This is a genomic window from Microbacterium sp. zg-Y818, assembly GCF_030246905.1.
Classification (GTDB): Bacteria; Actinomycetota; Actinomycetes; order Actinomycetales; family Microbacteriaceae; genus Microbacterium.
On sequence record NZ_CP126741.1, the window covers coordinates 735,199 to 761,632 of the forward strand.

A 26,434-nucleotide genomic window follows, 5' to 3' on the forward strand; every position below is an offset into this window, starting at 1 on the left:
CGCCCGGTTAGGGTGAAAGGATGTCCACCCTCAGCGATATCGTCTATGCCCAGGGGCGGTCCTCCGCCGATGATGTGGAGTGGCTGCACCGCCTCGCCGGCGACGGCCAGCTTCTGGCCGACCTCGCGTTCGCCGACATCGTGATCTGGGTTCCCACCGCGGACGATTCGTTCATCGCCGTCGCCCACACCCGCCCGAGCGGCGCGGCGACCCTGTTCTACCGTGACATCGTCGGCGACCGGGTGCGTCCCCAGTGGCGTACCCAGGTGCGCGACGCGTTCACCGGGGTGCGCATCGTCGACTCCGCGTCGCCGGACTGGTTCGAAGAGACCCCCACCCGTGTGCGCGCCGTGCCGATCGTGCGTGAGCGGGCCCACGACGACGTCGCCCCGCGCGTGATCGGGGTGCTCACCCGTCACACGAACCTGGGTGAGACCCGCACTCCGTCACGACAGCAGATCACCTTCAACGACTGCGCCGACGACCTGTTCGCCATGGTGGCCTCCGCCGACTTCCCCGACCTCACCGCGCCGACGTCGCCGCGCCGCGGTGCGCCGCGCGCGTCGGACGGCCTCATCCGGCTCGATCCCGACGGTGTGACCACGTTCGCCAGCCCCAACGCGCTGTCCGCCTTCAACAGGCTCGGCTTCGAGGAGGAGCTGGAGGGCGAGTCGCTCGTGGAGGTGACCACCGGCATCCTGCCCGCGAACCGCCAGTTCGACGAGTCGCTCCCGGTCGTCGTCACCGGGCGCGCGCCCTGGCGCGCCGACGTCGAGGCGCGCGGGGTGACCGTGTCGCTGCGCACCATTCCGCTGCGCGACCACGACAAGCGCATCGGCGCCATCGTCCTCTGCCGCGACGTCACCGAGATCCGGCATCAGGAGCAGGAGCTCATCACGAAGGATGCGACGATCCGTGAGATCCACCATCGCGTGAAGAACAACCTGCAGACGGTGGCATCGCTGCTGCGGATCCAGTCGCGGCGCACGCACTCCGATGAGGCCCGCGAGGCCCTGACTCAGGCGATGCGCCGGGTGTCGGCGATCGCGGTGGTGCACGACACGCTGTCAGAGGGGCTCGCGCAGAACGTCGACTTCGATGACGTCTTCGCCCGCGTGCTCAAGCTGGTCGCCGAGGTGGCCGCGGCGCCGAACACCCGCGCGCGCACGCGCACGACCGGACAGTTCGGCACGCTGCCGAGTGAATATGCCACGCCGCTGGCGCTGGCGCTCACGGAACTGGTCACCAACGCCGTCGAGCACGGCCTCGCCGGCAAGGAGGGCGATGTGGAGATCGCCGCGGAGCGCACCGGCGAGCGGCTGGAGGTGAGTGTGCGCGACACCGGCAGCGGGCTGCCCGAGGGGCAGGTCGGCCGCGGGCTCGGCACGCAGATCGTGCGGACGCTCATTCAGGGGGAGCTGGGCGGCACCATCGACTGGCACACCATCATGGGCAGCGGCACCGAGGTGACCATCGACATTCCGCTGCGCTACATCGCGCGCAGCGCGGGCTAGTCCGTTCGGGGGTGCGCGGGCGCTCTGGCGCCAGTGGCCGTGCGCGCCTTCCGGCGCGCACGGCGTGCGGCCGTCAGCTGGCGCGGCGGGCGCGTGCGGCGCGGCGCTTCAGGGCGCGGCGCTCGTCTTCGGAAAGACCGCCCCACACTCCGGAGTCCTGGCCGGTCTCGAGGGCGTACTGCAGGCAGATCTCTGTCACGGTGCATCGAGCACACACCGCTTTGGCCTTTTCGATCTGCTCAACCGCGGGGCCGGTATTGCCCACGGGGAAGAACAATTCGGGGTCGACGGTCAGGCAGGCGGATTTGTCGCGCCAATCCATATTGGGGTGCTCCTTGATGGGGGGGAATTGTTCACGTGCGTTTCAGGGTGCCGATTCGGGTTCCGGTACTCTGGGGATGTGCGAGCTTCGTGCTCGCCCCACGGCGCTGTGGGAGCACACAACCTCACAATGGTTTCACAGTGCGGTGAGTCCCGGCAAGGGTCATTCCTGAGTCTTCTGCGGAACTTGCTGAGGGTCTGCCGGACACCATGGAGGTTTGATACAAAGACCGCCCACTCTCCGGAAGCTGACACGAGGATGCCGACAACACCCGCTCTCACGCCCGTCGAACGCATCGCCGGGGCGCTCGTCGCCTTCGAGGCGCTGGGCGTCGCCGCTCTCGCCGGGTGGCAGGTCGTGGCGCTGGGTGCGGGCGACACCGTTTCGGTGGCGAGCGCGTTGGCTCTCATCGTGCTCACCGTGGTGGGCGCGGTGGCGGTCGGCTCCTTCGCGGTGGCGATCCTCCGCGGGCAGTCCTGGGGCCGGTCGGGATCGATCGTCGTGCAGCTGCTGCTGCTGGCCGTGGCGCTGGGCGCGGTGAGCGGCACCTACGCCGACGGCGGCGTGGCGCTGGCGCTGGCGGCGCCCGCGTTCGTCGTGCTGGTTCTGCTGGTGCTCAGCGTGCGTGCGGCCGCGCGCCGGGAGCCCGGGGAGCCAGACGCCCGGCCGCACTGATCAGGCTCAGGCCAACTGCAACAGGGTGCGCAGCCGGGCCACGTGGCCGGTGGCGCGCACGTTGTGCAGGGCGTGCTGGATCACGCCGTCGCCGCTGATCACGAAGGTCGAGCGGATCACGCCTTCGACGCGCTTGCCGTAGTTCATCTTCTCCCCCCAGGCGCCGTACGCCTCGTGTACGGCGTGGTCGGGGTCGCTGAGCAGCTCGAACGTCAGGCCGTCGCGCTCACGGAAGGCACGGAGCTTCTCGGGCGTGTCGCGCGAGATGCCCAGCACGGTGTAGCCGGCGGCCTGCAATGCCGGCATGCTGTCGCGGAAGTCGCATGCCTGCGTCGTGCAGCCGGGGGTCATCGCCGCGGGGTAGAAGTACAGGATCACGGGGCGTCCGCGCAGCGACGACAGTGTGACCTTCTTGCCGTCCTGGTCGAGCAGGGTGAAATCGGGGGCGGGGGAGCCGGGCTGAAGCGTCATGCCTCCAGCCTACGGACGCGAGGCGGCGTTCCTGTCCCGCTCGGCGAAGGTGGCCAGCAGTCGCTGCAGCGAGTCGAGCCGTGCCGCGCCGTTCGGACCGAGCCGGCCCTCGGCGAGCGCCTCGACGATGGCGCAGTCAGGGGCATCGGGCAGGTGCGTGCAGCCGCGTGGGCACTCGGCGGCCGCGGCGGCGAGGTCGGTGTAGGCGGCCAAGATGTTCGCCGGGTCGACGTGGCCGAGGCCGAACGAACGCACGCCGGGGGTGTCGATGACCCAGCCGTTGCCCTCGGCGCCGTGATAGCGCAGCGAGACCGTGGAGCTGGAGGTGTGGCGGCCGCGGCCCGTCACCTGGTTGACGTGACCGGTGGCGCGGTGCGCGTCGGGCACGAGGGCGTTGACGAGGGTGGACTTGCCGACTCCGGAATGCCCGACGAACACGGTCGAGTGGCCGACCAGCTGGCGCCCGATCTCCTCGATCGGCATCGCGCCTTGAGCGCTGGTGAACACCTGCAGTCCCTCGACGCCCTCGAAGTGCGACAAGAACCCTGAAGGATCGGCGAGGTCGGTCTTGGTGACCACGAGCAGGGGGCGGATGCCGGCATCCAGGGCGGCGATGAGGTACCGGTCGACGAGACGCTCGCGCGGCTCCGGGTCGGCAGCGGCCACGACCACGAGCATCTGGTCCGCGTTGGCGACGACGACCCGCTCCACCTGGTCGGTGTCGTCGGCGGAGCGTCGCAGCAGCGACGTGCGTTCCTGCAATCCGATGATCCGCGAGAGCGTGCCCTCGCTGCCGGAGGTGTCGCCGACCACGCGGGCCTGGTCGCCGGTGACGATGGGGGTCTTGCGCAGCTCCCGGGCGCGCACTGCCAGTGCCGTGTGCTCGTTCGGACCGTCTTCGTCGACGAGCACCGTGTAGCGGCCTCGGTCGACGCCCAGAACCCGGGCGATGCGCGCATCGCTGTGGGCCGGGCGCCGCTTGGTGCGTGGACGGTTCGCCTTCGGGTTCGGCCGCATCCGGATGGAGGCCTCGTCGAACTCGTCGTCGTCGTCGCCGGTGTCCAGCCAGCTCATCGCCGGCTCCGCCCGCTGCCGGTCACTGCTCGGGGTTCCCGGCGGCGGATCCCACCATGTGAGCCCACAGCTGCGGGAACTCGGGCAGGGTCTTGCGCGTGGTGCCGATGTCGTCGACGAGCACACCGGGCACGGCCAGGCCGATGAGGGCCCCCGCCGTGGCCATCCGGTGGTCGTGATGCGCGCGCCACAGACCGCCGGTGAGCGGGCGGGGGACGACGCGGATGCCGTCGGGGAGCTCGTGCGCCTCGCCGCCGAGGGCCCGCAGGTTCGAGATGATTGCTGCGATGCGGTCGGTCTCGTGGCCCCGGATGTGCCCGACGCCGGTGATGGTGGTGGGGCCGTCGGCGAAGGCGGCCAGCGCGCACAGCGTGGGCGTCAGCTCGCTGGCGGCCGAGAGGTCGAGGTCGACCCCGTGGATGCCGCTGCTGCCTGCGGTCACGGTGAGGGCGCCGCCGCGGCGCTGGGTGCGGGCACCCATGACGGGGAGGATCTCGGTGAGGAGGGCCCCGGGCTGCGTGGAGTGGGCCGGCCAGCCGGTGATCGACACGTGACCCCCGGCGATCATCGCGGCCGCCAGGAACGGGGCGGCGTTGGACAGGTCCGGCTCGATCGCCACGTCCTTGGCCCGTACCGGCCCTGCCGGCACGATCCACTCGTTGGGGCTGGGGCGCTCGACGTGCACGCCGCGGTGCCCCAGGGCTTCAACCGTCATGTCGATGTGCGGCAGGCTCGGCAGCCGCCGGCCCTTGTGCCGAAGCGTGAGCCCGACGTCGAAGCGGGGAGCGGCCAGCAGCAGACCCGAGACGAACTGGCTCGAGCCGCTCGCGTCGATCTCGACGTCGCCGCCGCGGATGTGCCCGTGTCCGTGGACGATGAAGGGGAGCGACCACTTCCCCTCGTCGTCGATGTCGCTGCCCACAGCGCGCAGGGCCTTGATCATCTCGCCCATGGGGCGGTGCAGTGCCGTCTCGTGGGCGGTCAGCGTCACTTCGCCCGAGGCGAGCCCGGCGATGGCCGCGACGAAGCGCATGACGGTGCCGGCCTGGCCGCAGTCCACGACGGTGTTGCCCGACATCGGGCTCGCCGGCGTCACGACGAGGTCGGGGCCGAAAGAACCCGTGCCGGCCACCTCCTGCACCTCGACGCCGAGCATGCGCAGGGCCTCGATCATGCGGGCGGAATCGTCCGAGTGCAGGGGCGATATCAATCGGCCCGGCCCATCCGCGATGGCGGCCAGGATCAGCTCCCGGTTGGTCAATGACTTCGATCCGGGAACGCTCAGGGTTGCGTCGAGGGGCTCGCGCACAGTGGGCGCGGGCCAGTCGCCGTCAGCGGCTGAAGGTACGGCGGAATATTCGGCGACACTCATTGCGTTCTACCCTAACGAACCTGCCGGTTTACGCCAGGAAATGGAGAAAGATGACTGCAACGCTCGACGCCCCCCTGCGGGGTGCGATCGACGCGGACGTAGACTTGCCCGTGATGAGCGACCAGGTCGATGCCGCAGCAGGCGCACGCGCCCAGTTCGAGGAGCAGGCGCTGCCCTTCATGGACCAGCTGTATGCGGCAGCCATGCGGATGACGCGTAACCCCGCCGATGCCGCTGATCTCGTGCAGGAGACGTTCGTGAAGGCGTTCGCCTCGTGGTCGTCGTTCACCCAGGGGACGAACCTCAAGGCGTGGCTGTACCGCATCCTCACGAACACCTACATCAACACCTACCGCAAGAAGCAGCGTGAGCCCTACCAGGGCACGCTCGACGACCTCGAGGACTGGCAGCTGGGCGGCGCGGAGTCGACGACCGCCACCAGCGCCCGTTCGGCCGAGGCCGAGGCGATCGACCGCATGCCGGCATCGGTCGTCAAAGACGCGCTGCAGTCCATCCCCGAGGATTTCCGCCTTGCTGTCTACTTCGCCGACGTCGAAGGATTCGCTTACCAGGAAATTGCGGACATCATGAAAACCCCGATCGGCACGGTCATGAGCCGCCTGCACCGTGGCAGGCGGATGCTTCGTGAACTGCTGGCCGATTATGCGAGCGAACGCGGGATCGACACGACCCCGACAAGGAGTGCGAAATGACCGATTGCGGCTGCGACAAGGCCCGTCGCGACCTCGAGGAGTATCTGCGCCACGAGGTCTGCAAAACCGAGCACGCGGACATCAGCGAGCATCTGGAGAACTGCCCGGCATGCCAGGAAGAGGCGCTGGTTGCCAAGACGCTCACCGACGTCGTGGCGCGCGCCTGCAAGGAGACCGCACCCGAGCAGCTGCGTGACCAGGTGCTGGCCCGGCTGCGCGAGGCACAGGCGGCGCACTGACCGTCGGACTCTCAACGACGAAGGGGGTGGATGCCGCGGCATCCACCCCCTTCGTCGTTGCGCACGTCAGAGCGTGAGCGCTGCCCGCAGGATCTCGGCCTGCTCGAGGGCGTGGACCTTGCTCGACCCCGTCGCGGTGGATGCCGCAGATGCGCGCGAGACGCGGGAGATGGTGCGCCCGTGCAGGTGCTTGACGATCTCGAGGGCGATGAACGGCCAGGCGCCCTGGTTCTCGGGCTCGTCCTGCACCCACACCAGTTCGGCGTTCGGGTAGCTGTCGATCACCGCGTTGAGTTCGGCCACGGGGGACGGGTAGAACTGCTCCATCCGCACCAGGGCGATCTCGGGGTTGGGGTTCTTCTCCAGTTCCGCGCGCAGGTCCCAGTGGATCTTGCCGGCGTGCAGCAGCACGCGCTTCACGGCGGACTTGTCCAGCTGCCGGCTGTCGTCCAGGACCGGCTCGAACTTGCCGGTGAGGAAGTCGTCCACGGGGCTCGTCGCCCCGCGCAGGCGCAGCATCGCCTTGGGAGTGAAGACCACGAGAGGACGCCGCGGCCGCTGGTAGGCCTGCCGGCGGAGCAGGTGGAAGTACGACGCGGGGGTCGACGGACGCGCGACGGTCATGTTGTCCTGGGCGCACAGCTGCAGGTAGCGCTCGATGCGCGCGGAGGAGTGGTCGGGTCCCTGGCCCTCATAGCCGTGCGGCAGCAGCAGCACGACGCTCGACTGCTGGCCCCACTTCTGGTCGGCCGACGACAGGTAGGTGTCGATGACCGTCTGGGCGCCGTCGGCGAAGTCGCCGAACTGGGCCTCCCACAGCACGAGCGCGTCGGGGCGCTCCACCGAGTAGCCGTACTCGAACGCCATCGCCGCGTACTCGCTCAGCAGGGAGTCGTACGCCCAGAACCGGCCCTGGTTGTCGGACAGGTTCGTCAGCGGCAGCCATTCCTGGCCGTTCGCACGGTCGTGGAACACCGAGTGCCGCTGGACGAACGTGCCGCGGCGGGCGTCCTGACCGGCCAGGCGCACGTTGGTGCCCTCGAGCAGCAGCGAGCCGAACGCCAGCAGCTCGCCGAACGCCCAGTCGATGGCGCCGTTGCGGCTCATGTCATGGCGCTTCTCCAGCAGCTGCTGCAGCTTGTTGTGCACCGTGAAGCCTTCGGGCTTGTTGACGAAGGCGTCGCCGATCAGCTGAACGACCTCGCGCGGGACACCGGTCGTCTCCGGCTCACCGGCCGCCGGCTCGACAGCGCCCGCGCCGGCTGCCACGACGGGAGAGGATCCCGTCTCGGCCGCATGCGTCTCTGCGAAGGCGACCTCGAGGCGGTCCTGGAAGTCCTTCTTCGCCTGCTCGTACTCCTCCTCGGTGATGTCGCCGCGACCGACGAGCGCCTCGGTGTAGAGGCGACGCACCGAGCGCTTCGCCTCGATGAGGTTGGTCATGAGCGGCTGCGTCATCGAAGGGTCGTCGCCCTCGTTGTGACCGCGGCGGCGGTAGCACACGAGGTCGATCACGACGTCGCGGTGGAATTCCTCGCGGTAGCGGAACGCCAGCTCGGCGACGCGCACGACCGCTTCGGGGTCGTCCCCGTTGACGTGGAAGATGGGCGCCTGGATGGTCTTGGCCACGTCGGTGGCGTACACCGACGTGCGGGCGTCCTGGGGGAGGGTCGTGAATCCGACCTGGTTGTTGACGACCACGTGGATCGTTCCGCCGATGCGGTAGCCGCGCAGCTGGGACATCTGCAGGGTCTCCACCACGACGCCCTGGCCGGCGAAGGCGGCGTCGCCGTGGACGAGGATCGGCAGCCACGAGAAGGATCCGATGGGCTTGCGGTCCTGCTTGGCGCGGACGATGCCCGCGAGCACGCCGTCGACCGTCTCGAGGTGCGACGGGTTGGCGGCGAGGACGACCGGCAGCTCGGTGCCGTCGTCCGTGACGAAGGTGCCCTCGGTGCCGAGGTGGTACTTGACGTCGCCCGAACCGCTCTTCGAGCCGATCGCCACCGAACCCTCGAACTCGCGGAAGACCTGACCGTACGTCTTGCCGGCGACGTTGCTGAGCACGTTGAGCCGGCCGCGGTGGGCCATGGCGATCGCCGCACCGTCGAGACCTGCGTCGGCGGCCCCGCGCAGCACCTGGTCGAGCAGCGGAATGAGAGACTCGCCGCCTTCGAGGCTGAAGCGCTTCTGGCCGACGTACTTCGTCTGCAGGAACGTCTCGAACGCCTCTGCCTCATTCAGCTTGCTGAGCACGCGCAGCTGCTCGTCGTGGTTCGGCTTCTGGTACTTGGCCTCGACGTTGTTCTGGAACCAGGTGCGCTGATCGGGGTCCTGAATGTGCATGTACTCGATGCCGAGGGTGCGGCAGTACGAGTCGCGCAGCACCCCCAGGATCTCGCGCAGCTTCATGGTGCGCTTGCCGGCGAAGCCGTTCGTGACGAACTCGCGATCCAGGTCCCAGAAGGTCAGGCCGTGGCTCTCGATCTCGAGGTCGGGGTGCGTACGCTGCATGTACTGCAGCGGGTCGATGTCGGCCATGAGGTGGCCGCGCACCCGGAAGGAGTTGATCAGCTCCTGCACGCGCGCGGTCTTGTCCACCCGCTCGGCGAGGTCGACGTTGATGTCGTTGGCCCAGTGGATCGGCGCGTACGGGATGCGCAGCGCCGCGAAGATGTCGCTGTAGAAGTCGCGTCGCCCGGTGATCATCTCGTGGACGATCTTGAGGAACTCGCCGGAACCTGCGCCCTGGATGACGCGGTGGTCGTACGTGCTCGTGAGCGTGATCGTCTTGCCGATGCCGAGGTTGACCAGCGTCTTCTCGCTCGCCCCTTGGAACTCCGCCGGGTACTCCAGGGCGCCGGCGCCGACGATGCAGCCCTGGCCCTTCATGAGGCGCGGAACCGAGTGCACGGTGCCGATGCCGCCGGGGTTGGTCAGCGAGATCGTCGTGCCCTGGAAATCGGCGGCGGTGAGCTTGTTCGCGCGCGCTCGGGTGACCAGGTCCTCGTAGGAGGAGAGGAACTCCCCGAAGGTCAGCGTCTCGGCGCGCTTGATGCTCGGGACGAGCAGGGAACGCGAGCCGTCGGGCTTGGGGACGTCGATCGCGATGCCGAGGTTGATGTGGGCCGGGGCCACCACCGACGGCTTGCCGTCGACCTCGGCGTAGTACACGTTCTGGCTGGGGAAGGTCTTCAGCGCCTGGACGATCGCCCAGCCGATGAGGTGCGTGAAGCTGACCTTGCCGCCCCGCGTGCGGGCCATGTGGTTGTTGATGACGATGCGGTTGTCGATCATCAGCTTGGCCGGGATCGTGCGCACGCTCGTCGCGGTGGGGACGGTCAGAGACTGGTCCATGTTGGCCGCGAGCGTCTTCGTCATGCCGCGCAGCGGCGTGACGACGTCTTCGCCTGCCTCGCTCGGCTCGACGGCCTTGCGGTCCTGCGCCTGCGCGGGGATCGGCTGCGGCGCCGCCGGCTTGGCCGTGGTGCGGGCAACCGGCTGGGCGCCGATCACGGGGATGGGCGCGGTGACGGGGTGCGGCTCGGCGCCCGCCGGGGGTGCGGCCGGAGCCGCGGCATCCTCCGGCTGATATGCCTCGAGAACAGGCCACCAGGCCTTATCCACGGAGTTCTTGTCCGCCTTGTACTGCTCGTAGAGTTCATCAACGAGCCAGGCGTTGGCCCCGAACTCGCCTTCGCTCGAGGTTCCGACGCCGGTCACCTGGCTGGACACGCTGGATCGCCTGCTTTCTTCGGTGAAGTTCCGATCGCGCGCGGCATCGTCGTCGCCTGCGCGCACAGCTCTCTAGGTTAGTCCCTTTTCGCCGGTGTCTTCCGGTGGAAGCGCCGTTTCGGGCATTCGGCGAACTCCGAGCTCAGCGCGTCGCCCGCGGTTACCGTAGGAGCATGCGATTTTCCGGGGAGCGGCCTGCCGTCGATCTGACGTACTCCGACGTGTTCCTCGTGCCGCGGCGATCGGCCGTGCAGAGCCGGCTGCAGGTGGACCTGGCACCCGGCGACGGCACCGGCACGACCATCCCGCTGGTGTCGTCCAACATGAACTCGGTCACCGGTGCCCGGCTGGCCTCCGTCCTCGCGCGCCGCGGAGGGCTGGGGGTGCTGCCGCAGGACATGCCGCTGCAGGAGCTGGATGCCGCGATCCGCTGGGTCAAGGACCAGCCGGTGCGGTGGGACACCCCCTTGGTGCTGCCGCCCGAGGCGACGGTCGCCGACGCTCGGCGGCTGCTGCCGGTCACGGAGGGTCACGGCATCCTCGTCGCATCCACCCCCGGCTCCGGCCCCGGCGGTCGTCTCATGAGGAACGACGTGCTGGGGATCGTCCCCGCGCCGCGGCTGGGGACCGCCCTCGCCGACGCCCGACTGGGCGATCTGGTGAGGGGACCCGCCGCGGCGATCGACGCCGACGACGTCGAGACCCCGCGGCAGGCGTTCGACCTCATCGTGGCAGCCGAGGCCGACGTCGTCTGCGTGCTGCACCACGGGCTGCTCGTGGGCACCCTGTCCCGGCGCAGCGCCCTGCGCTCCGCGCTGTACCGGCCCGCCGTCGACGCCGACGGAAGGCTCATCGTCGCGGCGGCCATCGGCATCAACGGTGACGTGGTCGCCAAGGCGAAGGCGCTCGCCGCCGCGGGTGTGGATGTGCTCGTCATGGACACGGCGCACGGGCACCAGGAGGGCATGCTGCGGGCGCTGCACGCCGTGTCAGCCCTGGATCTCGGCATCCCCATCGCCGCCGGCAACGTCGTGACGGCCGAGGGAGTGGCGGATCTCATGGCGGCGGGCGCGTCGATCCTGAAGGTCGGCGTGGGACCGGGTGCGATGTGCACGACGCGCATGATGACCGCCGTCGGGCGCCCCCAGTTCTCGGCCGTGCTCGAGACGGCGCAGGCGGCCGCCGAGCACGGCGGACACGTGTGGGCCGACGGCGGCGTGCGCTACCCGCGGGACGTGGCCCTCGCGCTGGCGGCGGGCGCGGCATCGGTGATGATCGGCTCCTGGTTCGCCGGCACGATCGAGGCGCCGGGAGAGTTGCTGACAGACGACGCGGGGCGGGCCTACAAGGAGTCGTGGGGGATGGCCTCGACCAAGGCGGTGCACGAGCGCTTCGGGCGGCTGGACCCCTATGAGCTGGCCCGCAGGGAGCTGTTCGCCGAGGGGATCTCGTCGTCGAAGATCTACCTCGATCCGCTGCGGCCAGGGCTGGAGGATCTGCTGGACATGATCACCTCCGGGGTGCGCTCGTCGTTCACCTACGCCGGTGCGGCCAGCGTCGCCGAGTTCCACGAGCGCGCCATGGTCGGCGTGCAGTCCGCCGCCGGCTACGAAGAGGGAAAGGCCCTGCCCGTCAGCTGGTGATCCCGTAGAATTCCCCTACGATGGACGACCCTCCCAGTAGTAGATGCTCGCCCCACCGACCCTTTCTCCCCCTGACGGGGGGTGACGCGTGATGGATTACGTGATGTTGGGCGTGGGGCTGCTTCTGACAGTCGGCACCGGCCTCTTCGTCGCCAGTGAGTTCGCCCTGGTGAACCTGGACCGAGCGGACCTGGAGTCGCGCCAGGCCGCGGGCGAGACTCGCCTGTCGATCACCATCTCGGCGCTGCGCATCACCTCGACGCACCTGTCGAGCGCTCAGCTGGGCATCACGCTGACGACGCTGCTCACCGGCTACACCATGGAGCCGGCGATATCGAACCTGCTCGCTCCCGTCTTCGACGGGTGGGGCTGGTCGGAGGCCGTCTCGCGTCCGGTGGCCGCCGTGGTCGGCATGTCGATCGCGACGATCTTCTCGATGATCCTCGGCGAGCTCGTGCCGAAGAACTTCGCCCTCGCCATCCCGCGCCAGACTGCGAAGCTCGTGATGCCGTTCCAGGTCGGGTTCACCACGGTGTTCCGCCCCGCCGTCTCGGTGCTCAACGGCAGCGCCAACGGCATCCTGCGCGCGATGGGAGTGGAGCCGAAGGAGGAGCTCTCCGGCGCCCGCACGGCCGAGGAGCTGTCGAGCCTCGTGCGGCGGTCTGCCAGCGCCGGTGTGCTCGAGCAGGACACCGCCTCGCTGCTGCAGCGCACCCTCACTTTCTCGCGCCTCACCGCCGCCGACGTCATGACGCCGCGACCGAGCGTGCACGCCGTCGCCGCGTCGGACTCGGTCGAGGACGTCATCCAGCTCGCGCGGCGCACCGGCCACAGCCGGTTCCCGGTGTACGACGACTCGATGGACGACATCACGGGCGTCGTGCACCTCAAGGCCGCCGTCAGCGTGCCGCGCGACCGCCGCGTCGACGTGCCGGCCGCCGCGATCGCCTCGGAGCCGCTGCGTGTGCCCGAGGCCGTGCACCTGGACGCCCTCATGTCCGAGCTGCGGGCGCGCGGCTACCAGATGGCCATCGTGGTCGACGAGTACGGCGGCACTGCCGGCGTCGTGACCCTGGAGGACCTCGTCGAGGAGATCGTCGGGGAGGTGCTCGACGAGCACGACCGCAGCCGCGCGGGGATCGTGCGCACGGCCGGTCTCGTGACGTTCCCCGGCGAGCTGCGCCCCGACGAACTGCGTGACCGCACCGGCATCCGCGTGCCCGAAGGGGACGTGTACGACACCGTGGGCGGGTACGTCATGAGCGTGCTGGAGCGCATCCCCGTCGTCGGCGACAGCATCGAACTCGAAGACGGCACGCTGACGGTGCAGCGCATGGACGGACGACGGGTCGGACGCGTGAGGTTCACCCCGCGCCCGATCGTGCAAGGCACCGAAGAAAGGGCACGCGATGAGTGACTGGGCCGGAATCGCATGGCTCGTCGTGCTGCTGGTGTTCAACGCGTTCTTCGTGGGCGCGGAGTTCGCCGTCATCTCCGCGCGCCGCTCGCAGATCGAGCCGTTGGCAGAAAAGGGATCCCGGCCGGCCAAGACGGCGCTGTGGGCCATGGAGCACGCCACGCTCATGCTCGCGACGTGTCAGCTGGGCATCACGATCTGCTCCCTGCTGATCCTCAACGTCTCCGAACCCGCCATCCACCACCTGCTGGCGGTCCCGCTGGGGCTGACGGGGCTGGGTGAGGGGGTCGTCGACGTCATCGCGTTCGTCATCGCCCTGCTGCTGGTGTCGTACCTGCACGTCGTCTTCGGCGAGATGGTGCCGAAGAACCTGGCGTTCTCGCTGCCGGACCGCGCCGTGCTGCTGCTGGCGACGCCCCTGGTGTGGGTGTCGCGGCTCTTCCACCCGATCATCGTGACCCTGAACTGGATCGCCAACCACGTGCTTCGGCTGTTCCGCGTCGAGCCCAAGGACGAGGCCGCCTCGACCTTCACACTCGACGAGGTCGCGACGATCGTGAACCAGTCGCGCATCGAAGGCGTGCTCGACGATGCCTCGGGCACGGTGGCGGCGGCGGTGGAGTTCACCGACAAGAAGGCCAAAGACGTCGCGGTGCCGCTGTCGTCACTGGTGACCCTGCCGGAATCCACCACGCCCGACGAGATCGAGCGGGCGGTGGCCAAGCACGGCTTCTCGCGCTACGTGATCGTCGACGCCGAGGGGGCGCCGCTGGGATACGTGCACCTGAAGGATGTGCTGCGCGAGGCGGAAGGCCCCGATGCCGCAACGGCCGCGTCCGCACCGGTGAAGCCCAAGCGGATCCACCACATGGTGCCGGTGGCCGAGACGACCGATCTCGAAGACGCGCTCGCGATCATGCGCCGCTCCAGCCGCCACCTCGCGCAGGTGCGCGACCAGTCCGGCCGCACCACCGCGGTGCTGTTCCTCGAGGACATCATCGAAGAGCTGGTCGGCGAAGTGCAGGACGCCACCCGGCGCCTGCGGTGAGGTGATGACGGCGAACCACCTCAGAGGCGGCGTGCCCGCACGTACTGCGGCGGCCAGTATCCGATGTCCTCGCCCAGCTCGCCCGCGGCGCGCAGCGCGAAGTGCGGGTCGCGCAGCCACTCCCGTCCGGCCATGACGACGTCGGCGTCGCCCTCGACGAGGACGCGCTCCGCCTGTGCGGCATCCGTGATCTCGCCCACGGCGCTGACCGGCACGTGCGCCGCCGCCCGCACCTGCGCGGCCAGCGGCACCTGGTAGCCGGGGCCCGTGGTGATACGCTGATGTGCGACGAGCCCGCCGCTGGAGATGTCGACGAGTGCGACGCCACGCTCGGCCACCCAGCCGGCGACGGTCGCAGTGTCTTCCACGTCCCACCCGCCTTCGGCCCAATCGGTCGCCGAGAAGCGCACGATCACGGGCACGCCGGGCGCGGCGGCGGCCACAGCATCGCAGACCCGCAGCAGCAGGCGGGCGCGTCCCTCGAGGGAACCGCCGTACTCGTCGTCGCGCAGATTCGCCAGCGGCGAGAGGAACTGGTGCAGCAGGTAGCCGTGGGCGGCGTGGATCTCCAGCACCTCGAAGCCGGCATCCACGGCGCGCGCGGCGGCAGCGGCGAACGCGTCGACGATGCGGTCGATGCCGGCCGGATCCAGCGCCTCGGGCGTGGCGAAGCCCTCGAACGCGACGGCGGACGGTGCGACGGTGCGCCAGCCGCCGTCGGCGGCAGGGACGCTGCCACGGTGCCCGGAGAAGGGCGACCAGGTCGAGGCCTTGCGTCCGGCGTGGGCCAGCTGCACGGCCGGCACCGCGCCGCGGCGGCGGATGGCGGCGGCGATGGGGGCCCACGCGTCGCGCTGGGCGTCGTTCCACAGTCCGACGTCCTCGGGTGAGATCCGGCCCTCCGGCGAGACGGCGGTCGCCTCGGCCATGACCAGGCCCGCCCCGCCGGAGGCGAACTGCGCGAGATGCACGTGGTGCCATTCCCCTGGCACGCCGTCCTCGGCCGAGTACTGGCACATCGGGGCGACCCACAGCCGGTTGCGGGTGGTGACGGCGGTGGCGGGGTCGGTGCCGAGGATGAAGGGCTGGAACAGCAGGGTCACGGTGCCTCCGGCACGGGTAGGGTGGCGCCCATGGTCGGAGCGCGGGCGTGGACGCATACGGATGTCGCGGCGTCCCTGTGGATGCCAACGGACGCCGACCACAAGTATTCCCGCGGCGTCGTGGGGGTGCGAACCGGCTCGGACCGCTATCCGGGCGCCGCGGTGCTGGGCGTCGAGGCCGCGTGGCGCACGGGCATCGGCATGGTCCGCTACGTCGGAACCGAGACCGCCGCCGCCGCGGTGCTGGCCAGGCGCCCCGAGACGGTGACCGGCGACGGGCGCGTGCAGGCCTGGCTGATCGGCTCGGGGACGGATGCCGTGGAGCGCACCCGCGCCGAGACAGCGGCGCTTCGCCACCTGCTCGCCGGCGACGTGCCGGTGGTGGCCGACGCGGGTGCGCTGGACCTGGCGCCCGGTGCCACGGCGCCACTGGTCGTCACGCCCCACGAGCGCGAGCATGCGATGCTCTGGGCGGCGCTCGGACGGGACGAGCCCGTCGGAGCCGATCGCGTGACAGCCGCCCTCGACACCGCTGCGGCGCTCGGGGGCGTCGTGCTGCTCAAGGGCGCCGAGACGATCGTCGCGTCGCCGGACGGGACGGCGGTGCGGGTGAGGGCGGGCACGCCGTGGCTCGCGACGGCCGGAACCGGTGACGTGCTGGGCGGCGTGGTCGCCGCGCTCGTGGCCGCACGGGCGGCCGGCGGCGACGTCGAGCCGACGGGGCTCGTGGCGTCGGCGGCATCCGGCGCGTGGCTGCACGGGCAGGCGGGCGCCCTGGCATCCCGTGACGCGGGCGGGGGACCCATCACGGCGCTGGATGTCGCGGCGGCGCTCCCTCGCGTGGTCGGCGCCGTGCTGTCCGGGCGCTTCTGACCGGCACGGCCCCGGTCCGTAGGATGGGCACCGTGTCGACGCGTGCGCTGCTGTGGCTTGCCTTCGCCGTCGTGCACGTCGGCGTCGCAGTGCTGGGCTTCGTCATGCCGAACCAGCCCATGGGCGATGTGTACCTGGTGTACGAGCCCTGGTCGTCCTGTGCGCTGTGGGGCGGCACGTCGTCGTACTGCCCCGACGGGCGCGAGGTCATGGGTGTCACGGCGCCCTGGGTGTACCCCCAGCTGGCGCTCGTCCCGATGCTGGCGGGGTGGCTGTTCGCCGGGCCCGGCGGCTACACGGTGGGCTGGGCTGTGGTGGTCACGATCGCCGACGCGGTGGCGTTCGCGCTGCTGGTGGGCGGGGGGCGCTCCCGCGGCCGCGTGGCCGGCGCCTGGTTCTGGCTCGCGTTCATCGCGCTGCTCGGACCCGTGGGGATGTACCGCCTCGACGGACTGACGGCCGCCCTCGCGGTGATGGGATGCCTGTGGCTCTCGGGCCGGCCGCTCCTCGCCGCCGTGCTCCTGTCGGTGGGCACCTGGATCAAGGTGTGGCCGGCGGCGCTCCTGGCCGCGGCCGTCATCGCCCTGCGCGCCCGGATGCGGGTGGTCGCCGGCGCCGTGGCCGTCTCGGCCGTCACGGCGGCGGCCGTGCTCGCGGCGGGAGGTGGCGCGTACCTCTTCGGCTTCGTCCGCGGTCAGACCGAGCGCGGACTGCAGATCGAGGCGCCGGTCAGCACAGTGCACATGTGGCTCACGGCGCTCGGGGTGCCGGGTTCTCAGCTCTACTACGACCGCGACATGCTGACCTTCCAGGTGACCGGACCCGGGGTCGAGGGGCTGAGCGCGGCGATGACGCCGCTCATGGCGGCCGTGATGCTGGCGGTGGCCTGCATCGGAGTGGTCAAGGTGCGTCGGGGTGCCCACGTGGTGGCGCTGCTGCCGCCGCTGGCGCTCAGCCTCGTGATGACCTTCGTCGTGGTGAACAAGGTGGGTTCTCCACAGTTCGCGACGTGGATGGTGGCCCCGCTCGTGCTCGGGCTGGTGCTCGACCGGCGCCGCTGGTGGCGGCCGGCCGTGCTGGCGCTGGTGATCGCCCTGCTCACGCAGCTGATCTACCCGTTGCTCTACGGCGGCGTGCTTGCTGCGGCGCCCTGGCCGGTCACGGTGCTCACCCTTCGCAACCTGCTCTCTGTCGTGCTGTGGGTGTGGGCGCTCGTGCGCATCGCGCGTGTGCCCGTGCCCGCCGGAGCGCCGCGCCGTGCGGCATCCGCCCGATTCGTGTCGATCTGATTCCTGGAGGTTCCCATGCTCATCGCCTTCTCCGTCGCTCCCAGCGGCACCGGCCGAGCCGACGGCTCGGTGCATGACGCGGTCGCGGCGGCCGTGGCCGTCGTGCGCGCTTCTGGCCTGCCGCACCGCACGACCTCGATGTTCACCGAGGTCGAGGGCGAGTGGGACGAGGTCTTCGACGTGGTCAAGCGCGCCACCGAGGCCGTTCTGCCGTTCGGGTCGCGGGTGTCGCTCGTGCTGAAGGCCGACATCAGGCCGGGCCACACCGGCGAGATCGACGGCAAGGTGCAGCGCCTCGAGCAGGCGCTGGATGCCGCCGCGAACGAGTCCGCCGGCACCGAGGACTGACCGGCGTGCCGGAGGACGCGATCGACCCCGCCGTTCCCGTGGCCGGGACCGTCGTGCTGCTGCGGGACGGCGACGCAGGGCTCGAGGTGCTGATGCTGGAGCGGCCGGACCGGGGGTCGTTCGCCGGCGCGTGGGTGTTCCCGGGTGGCAAGGTGGATGCCGACGACCGCGTCGGCCCCACTGACTCCGAGGAGGACGTCGCCCGCGCTGCCGGAGTGCGCGAGACCCGCGAAGAGGTGGGGCTGTGCATCGACCCGGCGGAGCTGGTCACCCTGTCGGTCTGGGACCCGCCGCCCGCGCTGCCGCTGCGCATCCGCACCTGGTTCTTTTTCGCTCCCGACCCCGGCGGCGAGGTGCGTCCGGCGCCCGACGAGGCCGTCGCGGCGCGGTGGCTCCGGCCCGCCGACGCGCTCGCGGCGCACGGCCGGGACGAGATGATCCTCTATCCGCCGACGTGGGTCGCGCTGCACGGTCTTCTCGGCCACGACGACGCGGGCAGCGCGCTCGCCGCGGCGCGCCTGGGCGGCATCCAGCATTTCGAGACCGTCGCGCACCGGGGCACCGACGGACCGCTGCTGCTGTGGCAGGAAGACGCCGAGTACGAGCCGTCGGGTGCCGGCGGTGCGGCCCGCCACCGCCTCGAGGTCGGCGCCCTGCCGTGGCGCTACACGCGCGCCGCCGGCTGAGCGCTCAGCTCTGCAGCAGACGCCGCAGGTGGTGGCCGACGGCGGCAGTCTCGATCAGGAACCCGTCGTGGCCGAAGTCGCTGGAGAGCACCACCGCGGCGTCGCCGTCGAGCGTGTGCGGGATGCCGCGGGCGATGCGGTGCTGCCCGTCGACGGGGAACAGCCGGTCGCTGTCGATGCCGAGCACCAGGGTCGTGGCGCTCACGCGCGCCAGGGCGTCCTCGATGCCGCCGCGGTCACGGCCGACGTCGTGCGAGTCCATCGCCTCCACCAGCACCAGGTAGCTGTTGGCGTCGAAGCGGCGCGTGAACTTGTTGCCGTGGAAGTCGAGGTAGGACTCCACGGCGAACCGGCCGCCGTGGCCGAGCGGGCTCTTGCCGGACTGCCACGAGCGCTGGAAGCGCGAGTTCAGTTCGGTGGGGGAGCGGTAGTTCAGCAGCGCCATGCGGCGCGCCAGCGCGAGGCCCCGGTGCGGACCGTCGCCGTCGCCGGCGTCGTAGTACTCCCCGCCCTGGAATCTCGGGTCGATCTGGATCGCCTCCAGCTGCACCGAGTTCAGCGCGATCTGGTCGGCGGTGTTCGCCGGGGGAGCCGAGAGCACCGCCAGACGTTCGACGCGGTCGGGAGCGGACACCGCCCACTCCAGCGCATGCATGCCGCCCATCGATCCGCCCACGACCGCCGCCCAGCTGCCCACGCCGAGGGTGTCGGCCAGGCGCACCTGCGCGGCCACCTGGTCGCGGATGGTGAGGTACGGGAAGCGCGAGGCCCATTCGTAACCGTCGGGACCGATGCTCGCCGGGCCGGTCGATCCCTGGCATCCGCCCAGCATGTTCGGGGCGACGACGAACCAGCGATCGGTGTCGATCGGGGCGCCGGGACCGACGATGTCGCTCCACCAGCCGGCGGTGGGGTGTCCAGGGCCGGCAGGCCCGCGCACGTGGGAGTCACCGGTGAGGGCGTGCAGGATCAGCACGGCGTTGTCGCGGGCGGGGTTCAGCTCGCCCCAGGTCTCGTACGCGAGGCGCATCGCGGACAGTTCGCGGCCGCTCTCGGTGCGGAAGGCTCCGAACGCTTCGAACCTGCGGTCACCCGGCGGATCTCCGTCGCGCCAGGCGCCGGTCGCGGGAGGGCGGCCCAGCAGCAGGCGCGCGTCGGCCTCGGTCACCGGCGCCGAGGGCACGGTGTCTTCGGAGGTCTGCCAGTCCACGTCCCCATTCTGGCCGGTGCGGCCGAGAGAGTACCCCGTGTTACGTGTCCGGAGGTCGCGGTAGGGTCCGCCCATGAGCGCAATCGACTATCTTCTGGACGCCGATCCGGCCATCCGCTGGCAGGTCCTGCGAGATCTGACGGATGTCGCGCCCGAAGAGGTCGCCGCGGAGCGTGCGCGGGTGGCCACGGAGGGTTGGGGAGCCCGGCTGCTCGCCGAGCAGGCCGAGGACGGGCTGTGGGATGGGGGCACCTATCGCCCCGGCTGGGTGGATGAGAGCCGCCCGTTCTACGACGCGTGGTCGGCCACGCATCCGTCGCTGGAACTGCTGCGCGCGTTCGGGCCCGACCCGGCGGCGCCCGAGGTCGTCCGCGCGATCACGCGGGTGCGCGAGCACGTCCGCTGGGATCACGAGGGGCAGCCCTACTTCGACGGCGAGGTCGAGCCGTGCATCAACGGGGGCGCGCTGGCCAATGCCGCCTACTTCGGGCAGGACGGCCGCATGATCGTCGAGACGCTGCTGTCGGGGCAGCTGGCCGACGGCGGGTGGAACTGCTGGGACGACGACGGCACGAGCCGCTCGTCGTTCCACTCCACGATCTGCGCGCTGGAGGGCCTGTGGGCGTGGGAGCAGGCCGACGGCGGATCGGATGCCGTGGCCGCCGCCCGCGCGCGCGGTGAGGAGTATCTGCTCACGCGGCGCCTGCTCCGCCGCGTCTCCAACGGTGAGGTCATCGATCCCCGCTTCGCCATGGCGTCCTTCCCCACCCGGTGGTACTACGACGTGCTGCGTGCTCTGGACTACATGCGGGAGGCGCGTCCGGAGCGTGACGCCCGCTGTGCGGAGGCCATCGACCTGCTGCGCGCGAAGATGCTCCCGTTCGGGATGTGGAAGCTCGAGCTGACCCACCAGGGGCCCACGCTGTTCGACCTGGAGGCAGAGCACGAGGGATTCCCGAGCCGCTGGGTGACGCTGCGCGCGCTGCGGGTGCTGCGGTGGTGGGACGGCGCCTGATTCAGAAGAACGGTCGGACCTCGTAGGTGGCGCCGTGCTGGCCGGCGAGGGCCACCGGCACTCCGTTGACCGACTGCACGAAGCGGTGATCGGTGTACGTTCCCTCGGGAACGCGCGCGTCCACCCCCGGTAGCGCCCCTGACGTCTCGTTCGAGATCCACACGACAACGCCGCGGTGGGTAGCGCGCACCTGGTCCACCAGCTCGACGAAGCGACGTCGCTCGTCCTGATCGAGGTACAGCAGCACGGCGCTGTGGAAGATGACGAGGGTGGCATCCGCCGGTGCCGAGGCGGCGACCTCCGGCAGGGCCTCGAGCAGATCGCCGCGGACGATGCCGGGCGGATCTGCCGCCGCGATCTCCGCCGCTGCGCGGAGCCGCGCCACGCGACCGTCGTGGTCGGGACCGGGCCACACCAGGGTCGCGAGCCAGTCGATCGCGGTGGCGTCCCGGGGGTCGATCGGGGCCAGATCGATGCCGCGCCGCCAGATGACCTCGGGAATGCGCTCGGGCACCGCTTCGTCGTCGTCCACGCGACACGGCATCACGACAGCTGCGTCACCGATGCGATGGATGCCGCCGGGGGCGGTGTATTCGTATGCGTAGCGATCCGGCAGCAGGCACAGCCCCGCCGCGGTGCCGACCTCCAGCAGCGCGAGGGGGCCGGCGATGCGCGCCAGCTGCGGCAGCAGCGTGGCGCATCGCGCGGGCTCATTGGTCTGGGTGGTGCGGGACCGTGCGATCCCGGCGACCCGATCCCAGTTCCCCTCGAGCCACTCCCGCCACTGCGGGAACGGCTCGAGGGGGCTTCCCGCCCAGCGAGCGGCGGCGAAGATGCGGTTCGGCTGCCGCACGGCGGGTGGGAGGGCGGCGATGAGGGCGAGGATGCCGGGGTCCTTCGCGATGCCGGTGGCCCAGTGCTCGTACAGCGGAGACGTACCGTGCGCCCATCGGCGCCCGAAATCGTCGTAGGTCGCGGCGAGCGCGTCGGTCACGGCATCAGGGTACGGCGCACCCCCCTCACCGGCCGGTCAGGCGCGGGCGGCCTCCGACAGGCGGCGGGCGGCGGCGAGAGCCTGCGCGAGGTCGGCCTTCAGATCCTCGACGGCCTCGATGCCCACAGACAGGCGCACCAGGCCCGGGGTGACGCCCGAGGTCAGCTGCTGCTCAGGTGTCAGCTGCGAGTGCGTCGTGGAGGCGGGGTGGATGACGAGTGAGCGCACGTCGCCGATGTTGGCGAGGTGACTGAACAGCGTCAGCGAGTTGACGAACTCGCGGCCGGCCGCGACGCCGCCCTTGAGCTCGAACGACAGCACGGCGCCGACGCCCTTCGGGGCGTAGGTGTTGGCTGCGGCGTACCAGGGCGAGGTGGGAAGGCCCGAGTAGTTCACGGCGGCGACGTCGTCGTGGTTCTCCAGCCACTCCGCGATCTCCTGAGCGTTCTGCACGTGACGCTCCATGCGCAGGGACAGCGTCTCGATGCCCTGCAGCAGCAGCCAGGCGCTCATCGGGGCGATGGCCGCGCCGAGGTCCCGCAGCAGCTGCACGCGGGCCTTGATGATGTAGGCCAGGCCGTCGCCGACGGCGGTGGTGTACGAGGCACCGTGGTACGACGGGTCGGGTTCGGTGAGGCCCGGGAACTTCTCGACGTTCTGCGACCACGCGAACCGTCCGCCGTCGACGATGACGCCGCCGATCGTCGTGCCGTGGCCGCCGAGGAACTTCGTCGCGGAGTGCACGATGATGTCGGCGCCGTGCTCGAACGGGCGGATGAGGTAGGGCGTGGCGATCGTGTTGTCGACGATGAGCGGCACGCCCGACTCGTGGGCGATGTCGGCGACGGTGCGGATGTCGAGCACGTTGATCTGCGGGTTGCCGATCGTCTCGGCGAAGAAGAGCTTCGTGTTCGGGCGCACGGCGCGGCGCCACTCCTCGGGGTCGTCCTGGTTCTCGACGAACGTCGTCTCGATGCCGAGCTTGGCGAGGGTGTACTTGAACAGGTTGTAGGTGCCGCCGTAGATCGAGCTCGACGACACGATGTGGTCGCCGGCCTGAGCGATGTTGAGCACGGCGAACGTCTCGGCCGCCTGGCCGCTGGCGACCAGCAGCGCGCCGGTGCCGCCCTCGAGCGCGGCGACGCGCTGCTCGACGACATCCTGGGTCGGGTTCTGGATGCGGGTGTAGATGTTGCCGAACTCCGCCAGCGAGAACAGGTTCGCGGCGTGGTCGGCGTTGTCGAACACGTAGGAGGTGGTCTGGTAGATCGGCGTGGCGCGAGCCTTGGTGACGGGGTCCGGGGCGGCACCGGAGTGGATCTGCTTGGTCTCGAAGCGCCAATTCTCGGGTGCGGACATGATGACTCCTGGATCTCGGGCCGACCGCGGCTGCCGCGGCCTGGTCTGAGGCTACGGACTGGGCGCGCTTGTCAACAACGGGTCGGAAATGTGACGTAACCTGCGCGGTACGGTGGGTGCCATGACACGACGCGCGGTGGTCACGGGAGCGAGTTCGGGGATCGGCGAGGCCACGGTGCGTGCCCTCCGCAAGTCCGGATGGGACGTGGTGGGCGTCGCGCGTCGCGCGGAGCGGCTGGCGGCGCTGGAGAAGGAGACGGGCGCGGCGGCCTATGCGGCCGACCTCACGCAGCAGGCCGACGTCGACGCGCTCGCCGGGTGGCTCGCCGACACCGGGCCTGTGCACGCGCTCGTGAACGTGGCAGGAGGGGCGCGGGGGACCGATCGTGTCGAGGACGGCGATCCGGCGGACTGGCGCTGGATGTTCGAGGTGAACGTGCTGTCGGCGCAGATGCTGGTGGCGGCCCTGCTGCCGCAGCTGCGCGCCGCCGCGGCCGTCGACGGGCACGCCGACACGCTCTTCGTCACCTCCACCGCGGCACAGCGCGCGTACCCCGGCGGCGGCGGCTACAACGCCGCCAAGGCTGGGGAGTCCATGCTCGCCGAGGCGCTGCGCCTCGAGCTCAACGGCGAGCCGATCCGGGTCGTCGAGGTGGCTCCCGGCATGGTCTACACCGAGGAGTTCACGCTCAACCGCCTGGGCGGCGACCGCGCCGCGGCGGAGCGGGTCTACGACGGCGTGGAGCAGCCGCTCGTGGCATCCGACGTCGCCGACGTCATCGCCTACGCGCTGAACGCACCGGGGCATGTCAACCTCGACCTCGTCACGATGCGCCCGGTGGCGCAGTCGGCGCAGCACCTGCTCGCGCGCGGTCCGCTGCGCCCACGTCGACGGGTGGAGTGAGCGACGAACGCGGTCTAGCGTGTGAGTCGAGGCGGTTCTCGACTGAGGCGGTGGAGCCATGGGCGAAGTGCGGACGGCGTTGGGCGACCGGATCGTCTTCGACCGGTACGGGCCGGAGTCGGCGCCTGCGGTGATCTTCGTCGCCGGTGCGGGCCTCGCTCGGGCGGGTGACGACGTGACCTCGGATACCGCGAGACGCATCGGAGAGGCCGGTTTTCAGGCGACGGTGCACGACCGGGTCGGCCGAGGGGACTCGGCGGCATCGGGGCCGATCTCGTTGGAGCGGGAGGTGGAGGCCCTCCGCGCGCTCGCACAGAACCTGGACGTCCCGGTGGTGCTCGTCGGCCACTCTTCCGGCTGCGCGATCGCGATCCAGGCGGCGCCGTCGATCGCCGGGCTCAAGGGCCTCGTCCTGTGGGAGGCGCCGTTCGGGCAGTTCGACGGCGGAGCCACGGCGTGGTGGGAGAGTGTCCAGGGCCACATCGACGCGGGGAGGCTGGAGGACGCCGTCGCCGCGTACATGGTCGACATGCCGCCGGGATGGATCGAGTACCTCAAGGGATCGCCGGAGTACCCCGCCTTCATCCTCAGCTGGATTCCGGACGGGTCCGCTCTTGCCCTCGTCGAATCCCGGGGCCTGGAGTCGTCGCTGCGCGACATCTCGGCGCCCGTCCTCGCGGTGTACGGCACGGAGTCCTTTCCCGGCATGGCACGCGCCGCCGTGGACATCGCCGCCGCCGCGCCGCGAGGATCGCACGAACAGGTGCGGGGCGCGGAGCACACGTGGGACTCGGAAGCGATGGCAGCGCGGCTCGTGCAGTTTCTCGCCACCGCGGAGCACGCGACCCACGGACCTGAGTGAGCGGATGCGCCGGTGTCGGCGGGTGTCGGCCGGTGTCTAGAACGGTGCGGGTTCTTCCGCCGCGGCGAGGGCCATGAACTCCAGCACCCGCCTCGGGATGTCGACATAGACCCGCCCTGTCGGGCTTGTCCATTCGAGGATGCCGTCGGGTTTCTGTACCACGCTCCATGCTGTCCCGTGTTTGACGGGGTGATGCCGGCCGGGGCAGAGGTTCGCGAGGTTGTTGACCCGTGTCGGCCCGCCGAGCGCGGCGTCGATCGTATGGTCGCCGTCGCACAGCCGGGCGGGCCTTCGACAGCCGGGGAACCGGCAGTGCTCGTCCCTCGCATCGAGGAGCCGGCGCATCTGGGCGCTGGGCCGGTAGGTGTCGACCTGCAGCACCGCCCCGGTCGTGGGGGACGTGAACAGTCGCTCCCACACGTCGGCGGTCGCGGCGAGACGTCGGGCCGTGTCGGGGTCGATCGGTCCGTATCCGATGAGTTCGGCGGGTTCGGTGCTGTCGCCGGTGAGGGTGGCGGCGGGGATGGTGATCTGCACGTGCGCGGTGATCGCCGCCGTCTCGGGGATGCTGCCCGCTGACACCGGGGCGGTTGCGTGCCCGGTGAGGAGCAGATCGGCGAGCACATCGGCGCGGACCTGGTCGGTGGTGCGGAGGTCGGTCGCGACGACATCCGTCTCGGCGACGTCGTCGCGGGCGACACGATCTGCTCCGGTACCGGCACCACCCGCGCCAACGCGGTTCTCGCCCGGGCCGCCGCCGGCCGAAGACCCGGCCCGCGCGGCCCGTGCCGCCGCAACGATCTCTCGGGCGTGCGCGGTGAGCCGGTCCCGGATCGCGTACGCCAGCGGTGCGGGAAGCACCGCGGCGAGCTCCGCCATGCCGTCGTCGAGGTCGCGCACCCACACCCGCCGCCCGGCGGTCGCTTCCGCGTGCCGTTCTTCCAGCGGCACCGGGTCGAGCTTCTGCGCCAGCATCAGGATGATCGGCTTCGCCCGCCCCGGCGTCTCCCGCTCCGCCACCACCAGCGCGGCCTGCTCGAACCGGGCCCGGGCGTCGGGGTCGGTGATGCGGGCGCCGGCATCCTGGATCACCCGCACATGCGCCACGTCGATGCGGCCCGACTCCAGCGCGGCCAGCGTTGCCGGGAACCCGTCCACCAGCACCGCCGCGTCCCGCATCCGTTCCTGCATGCCCCGGTCCGATCGCCGCAGCACCGCCGCGAGCTCGGCCGCCATGGCCCGCCGCGGCATCTCCCGCTCCCGCCCCTCGCTCGACGGCACCCGCGCGGTCTCCTCCGCGGCGATCGCCTCCGCCCGGGCCAGCCACTGCAGCTCTTCCGCCTGCAGCGCCGCGATCGCCTGGCGCGTGTCTTCCACGCCGGTGATCACCGCGCCGTGCGAGGCAGTGGCGATCGAGGTGGCGATCGAACCGGTGGCCGGGGAGGTGTTCATACCCCTGATTCTGGTGACCCCCTCCGACATCGAGAGCGCCACAAACCCCAGACCAAACGGTGATTGTGGATAACTCGACGTCGCTCCGGGCTGGGGAGGAAACGGCGACGTACCGC

General features: G+C 70.8%; 24 protein-coding genes. 14 read left to right on the top strand and 10 right to left on the bottom strand.

Annotation, left to right across the window (positions count from 1 at the left end):
* The first annotated feature begins 20 nt into the window (after positions 1–20).
* Positions 21–1,514 carry a sensor histidine kinase gene (locus tag QNO21_RS03220; protein WP_257519501.1) on the top strand — a complete coding sequence of 498 codons (1,494 nt, stop codon included), beginning with the start codon at positions 21–23 and terminating at the stop codon, positions 1,512–1,514.
* Between the two features lie 73 nt (positions 1,515–1,587).
* Here the strand turns inward: QNO21_RS03220 and QNO21_RS03225 are convergent, their stop codons facing one another.
* The gene (locus QNO21_RS03225; RefSeq protein WP_191718336.1) at positions 1,588–1,836 is read right to left on the bottom strand and encodes a WhiB family transcriptional regulator; all 249 of its coding nucleotides are present in this window, start codon (positions 1,834–1,836) and stop codon (positions 1,588–1,590) included.
* 258 nt (positions 1,837–2,094) lie between these two features.
* Here QNO21_RS03225 and QNO21_RS03230 point away from each other — a divergent pair, with 258 nt between their 5' ends.
* On the top strand, positions 2,095–2,511 hold the full coding sequence (locus tag QNO21_RS03230) for a histidine kinase (protein WP_257519500.1): 417 nt from the start codon (positions 2,095–2,097) through the stop codon (positions 2,509–2,511).
* Positions 2,512–2,517: 6 nt separating this feature from the next.
* On the opposite strand, the gene bcp is transcribed toward QNO21_RS03230, so the two are convergent.
* Genes bcp through aroA form a run of 3 tightly spaced genes read right to left on the bottom strand, consistent with a single transcriptional unit; the run spans position 2,518 to position 5,428 of the window.
* Entirely contained in the window at positions 2,518–2,982 is a 465-nt protein-coding gene (gene bcp / locus QNO21_RS03235; RefSeq protein WP_257516138.1) for a thioredoxin-dependent thiol peroxidase, read from the bottom strand.
* Between the two features lie 9 nt (positions 2,983–2,991).
* Positions 2,992–4,056, bottom strand: coding sequence for a ribosome small subunit-dependent GTPase A (rsgA, locus tag QNO21_RS03240; protein WP_257519499.1), 1,065 nt, complete (start codon positions 4,054–4,056; stop codon positions 2,992–2,994).
* A gap of 22 nt (positions 4,057–4,078) precedes the next feature.
* Entirely contained in the window at positions 4,079–5,428 is a 1,350-nt protein-coding gene (gene aroA, locus QNO21_RS03245; protein WP_257519498.1) for a 3-phosphoshikimate 1-carboxyvinyltransferase, read from the bottom strand.
* A gap of 50 nt (positions 5,429–5,478) precedes the next feature.
* On the opposite strand from aroA, the gene QNO21_RS03250 reads away from it, so the two are divergent.
* Together QNO21_RS03250 and QNO21_RS03255 are read left to right on the top strand one after the other, a co-directional pair.
* On the top strand, positions 5,479–6,141 hold the full coding sequence (locus tag QNO21_RS03250; RefSeq protein ID WP_285178414.1) for a sigma-70 family RNA polymerase sigma factor: 663 nt from the start codon (positions 5,479–5,481) through the stop codon (positions 6,139–6,141).
* Positions 6,138–6,380 (top strand): zf-HC2 domain-containing protein, encoded by a 243-nt coding sequence (locus tag QNO21_RS03255; RefSeq protein WP_257519496.1) that lies wholly within the window; start codon positions 6,138–6,140, stop codon positions 6,378–6,380. The genes QNO21_RS03250 and QNO21_RS03255 overlap by 4 nt, the downstream gene beginning before the upstream one ends.
* Positions 6,381–6,446: 66 nt before the next feature.
* On the opposite strand, the gene QNO21_RS03260 is transcribed toward QNO21_RS03255, so the two are convergent.
* A complete protein-coding gene (locus QNO21_RS03260) occupies positions 6,447–10,115 on the bottom strand; it encodes a multifunctional oxoglutarate decarboxylase/oxoglutarate dehydrogenase thiamine pyrophosphate-binding subunit/dihydrolipoyllysine-residue succinyltransferase subunit (protein WP_257519495.1) in 3,669 nt (1,222 codons plus the stop codon).
* A gap of 173 nt (positions 10,116–10,288) precedes the next feature.
* On the opposite strand from QNO21_RS03260, the gene guaB1 reads away from it, so the two are divergent.
* The 3 genes from guaB1 to QNO21_RS03275 all read left to right on the top strand — a co-directional run bounded on the left by guaB1 (position 10,289) and on the right by QNO21_RS03275 (position 14,223).
* Complete coding sequence (guaB1, locus tag QNO21_RS03265; protein ID WP_257519494.1) at positions 10,289–11,758, top strand: GMP reductase; 1,470 nt, start codon at positions 10,289–10,291, stop codon at positions 11,756–11,758.
* Positions 11,759–11,849: 91 nt separating this feature from the next.
* Positions 11,850–13,175, top strand: coding sequence for a hemolysin family protein (locus QNO21_RS03270; RefSeq protein WP_257514690.1), 1,326 nt, complete (start codon positions 11,850–11,852; stop codon positions 13,173–13,175).
* Positions 13,168–14,223, top strand: coding sequence for a hemolysin family protein (locus tag QNO21_RS03275; RefSeq protein ID WP_257514688.1), 1,056 nt, complete (start codon positions 13,168–13,170; stop codon positions 14,221–14,223). Before QNO21_RS03270 ends, QNO21_RS03275 begins: the two co-directional genes overlap by 8 nt.
* A 20-nt stretch (positions 14,224–14,243) precedes the next feature.
* Here QNO21_RS03275 and QNO21_RS03280 read toward each other — a convergent pair whose 3' ends face one another.
* Complete coding sequence (locus QNO21_RS03280; RefSeq protein ID WP_257519493.1) at positions 14,244–15,326, bottom strand: NADH:flavin oxidoreductase/NADH oxidase; 1,083 nt, start codon at positions 15,324–15,326, stop codon at positions 14,244–14,246.
* Between the two features lie 30 nt (positions 15,327–15,356).
* On the opposite strand from QNO21_RS03280, the gene QNO21_RS03285 reads away from it, so the two are divergent.
* Genes QNO21_RS03285 through QNO21_RS03300 form a run of 4 tightly spaced genes read left to right on the top strand, consistent with a single transcriptional unit; the run spans position 15,357 to position 18,522 of the window.
* A complete protein-coding gene (locus QNO21_RS03285) occupies positions 15,357–16,199 on the top strand; it encodes an ADP-dependent NAD(P)H-hydrate dehydratase (RefSeq protein WP_257519492.1) in 843 nt (280 codons plus the stop codon).
* 32 nt (positions 16,200–16,231) lie between these two features.
* Complete coding sequence (locus QNO21_RS03290; RefSeq protein ID WP_257519491.1) at positions 16,232–17,488, top strand: glycosyltransferase 87 family protein; 1,257 nt, start codon at positions 16,232–16,234, stop codon at positions 17,486–17,488.
* 15 nt (positions 17,489–17,503) lie between these two features.
* Complete coding sequence (locus QNO21_RS03295; protein ID WP_257514684.1) at positions 17,504–17,836, top strand: thiamine-binding protein; 333 nt, start codon at positions 17,504–17,506, stop codon at positions 17,834–17,836.
* A gap of 5 nt (positions 17,837–17,841) precedes the next feature.
* Positions 17,842–18,522 (top strand): NUDIX hydrolase, encoded by a 681-nt coding sequence (locus QNO21_RS03300; protein WP_257519490.1) that lies wholly within the window; start codon positions 17,842–17,844, stop codon positions 18,520–18,522.
* Between the two features lie 4 nt (positions 18,523–18,526).
* Here the strand turns inward: QNO21_RS03300 and metX are convergent, their stop codons facing one another.
* Entirely contained in the window at positions 18,527–19,732 is a 1,206-nt protein-coding gene (metX, locus tag QNO21_RS03305) for a homoserine O-acetyltransferase MetX (RefSeq protein WP_257519489.1), read from the bottom strand.
* A gap of 73 nt (positions 19,733–19,805) precedes the next feature.
* Between metX and QNO21_RS03310 the strand changes: the two genes are divergently transcribed.
* Positions 19,806–20,747: a hypothetical protein gene (locus QNO21_RS03310; RefSeq protein ID WP_257519488.1), complete on the top strand. Its 942-nt coding sequence runs from the start codon at positions 19,806–19,808 to the stop codon at positions 20,745–20,747.
* Between the two features lies 1 nt (position 20,748).
* On the opposite strand, the gene QNO21_RS03315 is transcribed toward QNO21_RS03310, so the two are convergent.
* A complete protein-coding gene (locus tag QNO21_RS03315) occupies positions 20,749–21,741 on the bottom strand; it encodes a DUF2332 domain-containing protein (RefSeq protein WP_257519487.1) in 993 nt (330 codons plus the stop codon).
* A gap of 36 nt (positions 21,742–21,777) precedes the next feature.
* Entirely contained in the window at positions 21,778–23,100 is a 1,323-nt protein-coding gene (locus QNO21_RS03320; protein ID WP_257519486.1) for a bifunctional o-acetylhomoserine/o-acetylserine sulfhydrylase, read from the bottom strand.
* Between the two features lie 121 nt (positions 23,101–23,221).
* Here QNO21_RS03320 and QNO21_RS03325 point away from each other — a divergent pair, with 121 nt between their 5' ends.
* Both QNO21_RS03325 and QNO21_RS03330 read left to right on the top strand, forming a co-directional pair.
* Positions 23,222–24,004, top strand: a complete 783-nt coding sequence (locus QNO21_RS03325; RefSeq protein WP_257519485.1) for an SDR family oxidoreductase — start codon at positions 23,222–23,224, stop codon at positions 24,002–24,004.
* A 58-nt stretch (positions 24,005–24,062) separates the two neighbouring features.
* A complete protein-coding gene (locus QNO21_RS03330) occupies positions 24,063–24,866 on the top strand; it encodes an alpha/beta fold hydrolase (protein WP_257519484.1) in 804 nt (267 codons plus the stop codon).
* A gap of 36 nt (positions 24,867–24,902) precedes the next feature.
* Here QNO21_RS03330 and QNO21_RS03335 read toward each other — a convergent pair whose 3' ends face one another.
* Positions 24,903–26,318: an HNH endonuclease signature motif containing protein gene (locus QNO21_RS03335; RefSeq protein WP_257519483.1), complete on the bottom strand. Its 1,416-nt coding sequence runs from the start codon at positions 26,316–26,318 to the stop codon at positions 24,903–24,905.
* Between the last annotated feature and the right edge of the window lie 116 nt (positions 26,319–26,434).

Coding starts and splice junctions, on each gene's coding strand:
- QNO21_RS03295 (WP_257514684.1), top strand. CDS start 17,504: ATGCTCATCGCCTTCTCCGTCGCTCCCAGCGGCACCGGCCGAGCCGAC.
- rsgA (WP_257519499.1), bottom strand. CDS start 4,056: ATGAGCTGGCTGGACACCGGCGACGACGACGACGAGTTCGACGAGGCC.
- QNO21_RS03275 (WP_257514688.1), top strand. CDS start 13,168: ATGAGTGACTGGGCCGGAATCGCATGGCTCGTCGTGCTGCTGGTGTTC.
- QNO21_RS03330 (WP_257519484.1), top strand. CDS start 24,063: ATGGGCGAAGTGCGGACGGCGTTGGGCGACCGGATCGTCTTCGACCGG.
- QNO21_RS03320 (WP_257519486.1), bottom strand. CDS start 23,100: ATGTCCGCACCCGAGAATTGGCGCTTCGAGACCAAGCAGATCCACTCC.
- QNO21_RS03310 (WP_257519488.1), top strand. CDS start 19,806: ATGAGCGCAATCGACTATCTTCTGGACGCCGATCCGGCCATCCGCTGG.
- QNO21_RS03220 (WP_257519501.1), top strand. CDS start 21: ATGTCCACCCTCAGCGATATCGTCTATGCCCAGGGGCGGTCCTCCGCC.
- aroA (WP_257519498.1), bottom strand. CDS start 5,428: ATGAGTGTCGCCGAATATTCCGCCGTACCTTCAGCCGCTGACGGCGAC.
- QNO21_RS03325 (WP_257519485.1), top strand. CDS start 23,222: ATGACACGACGCGCGGTGGTCACGGGAGCGAGTTCGGGGATCGGCGAG.
- QNO21_RS03255 (WP_257519496.1), top strand. CDS start 6,138: ATGACCGATTGCGGCTGCGACAAGGCCCGTCGCGACCTCGAGGAGTAT.
- QNO21_RS03230 (WP_257519500.1), top strand. CDS start 2,095: ATGCCGACAACACCCGCTCTCACGCCCGTCGAACGCATCGCCGGGGCG.
- QNO21_RS03285 (WP_257519492.1), top strand. CDS start 15,357: ATGGTCGGAGCGCGGGCGTGGACGCATACGGATGTCGCGGCGTCCCTG.
- QNO21_RS03225 (WP_191718336.1), bottom strand. CDS start 1,836: ATGGATTGGCGCGACAAATCCGCCTGCCTGACCGTCGACCCCGAATTG.
- QNO21_RS03270 (WP_257514690.1), top strand. CDS start 11,850: ATGGATTACGTGATGTTGGGCGTGGGGCTGCTTCTGACAGTCGGCACC.
- bcp (WP_257516138.1), bottom strand. CDS start 2,982: ATGACGCTTCAGCCCGGCTCCCCCGCCCCCGATTTCACCCTGCTCGAC.
- QNO21_RS03335 (WP_257519483.1), bottom strand. CDS start 26,318: ATGAACACCTCCCCGGCCACCGGTTCGATCGCCACCTCGATCGCCACT.
- guaB1 (WP_257519494.1), top strand. CDS start 10,289: ATGCGATTTTCCGGGGAGCGGCCTGCCGTCGATCTGACGTACTCCGAC.
- QNO21_RS03250 (WP_285178414.1), top strand. CDS start 5,479: ATGACTGCAACGCTCGACGCCCCCCTGCGGGGTGCGATCGACGCGGAC.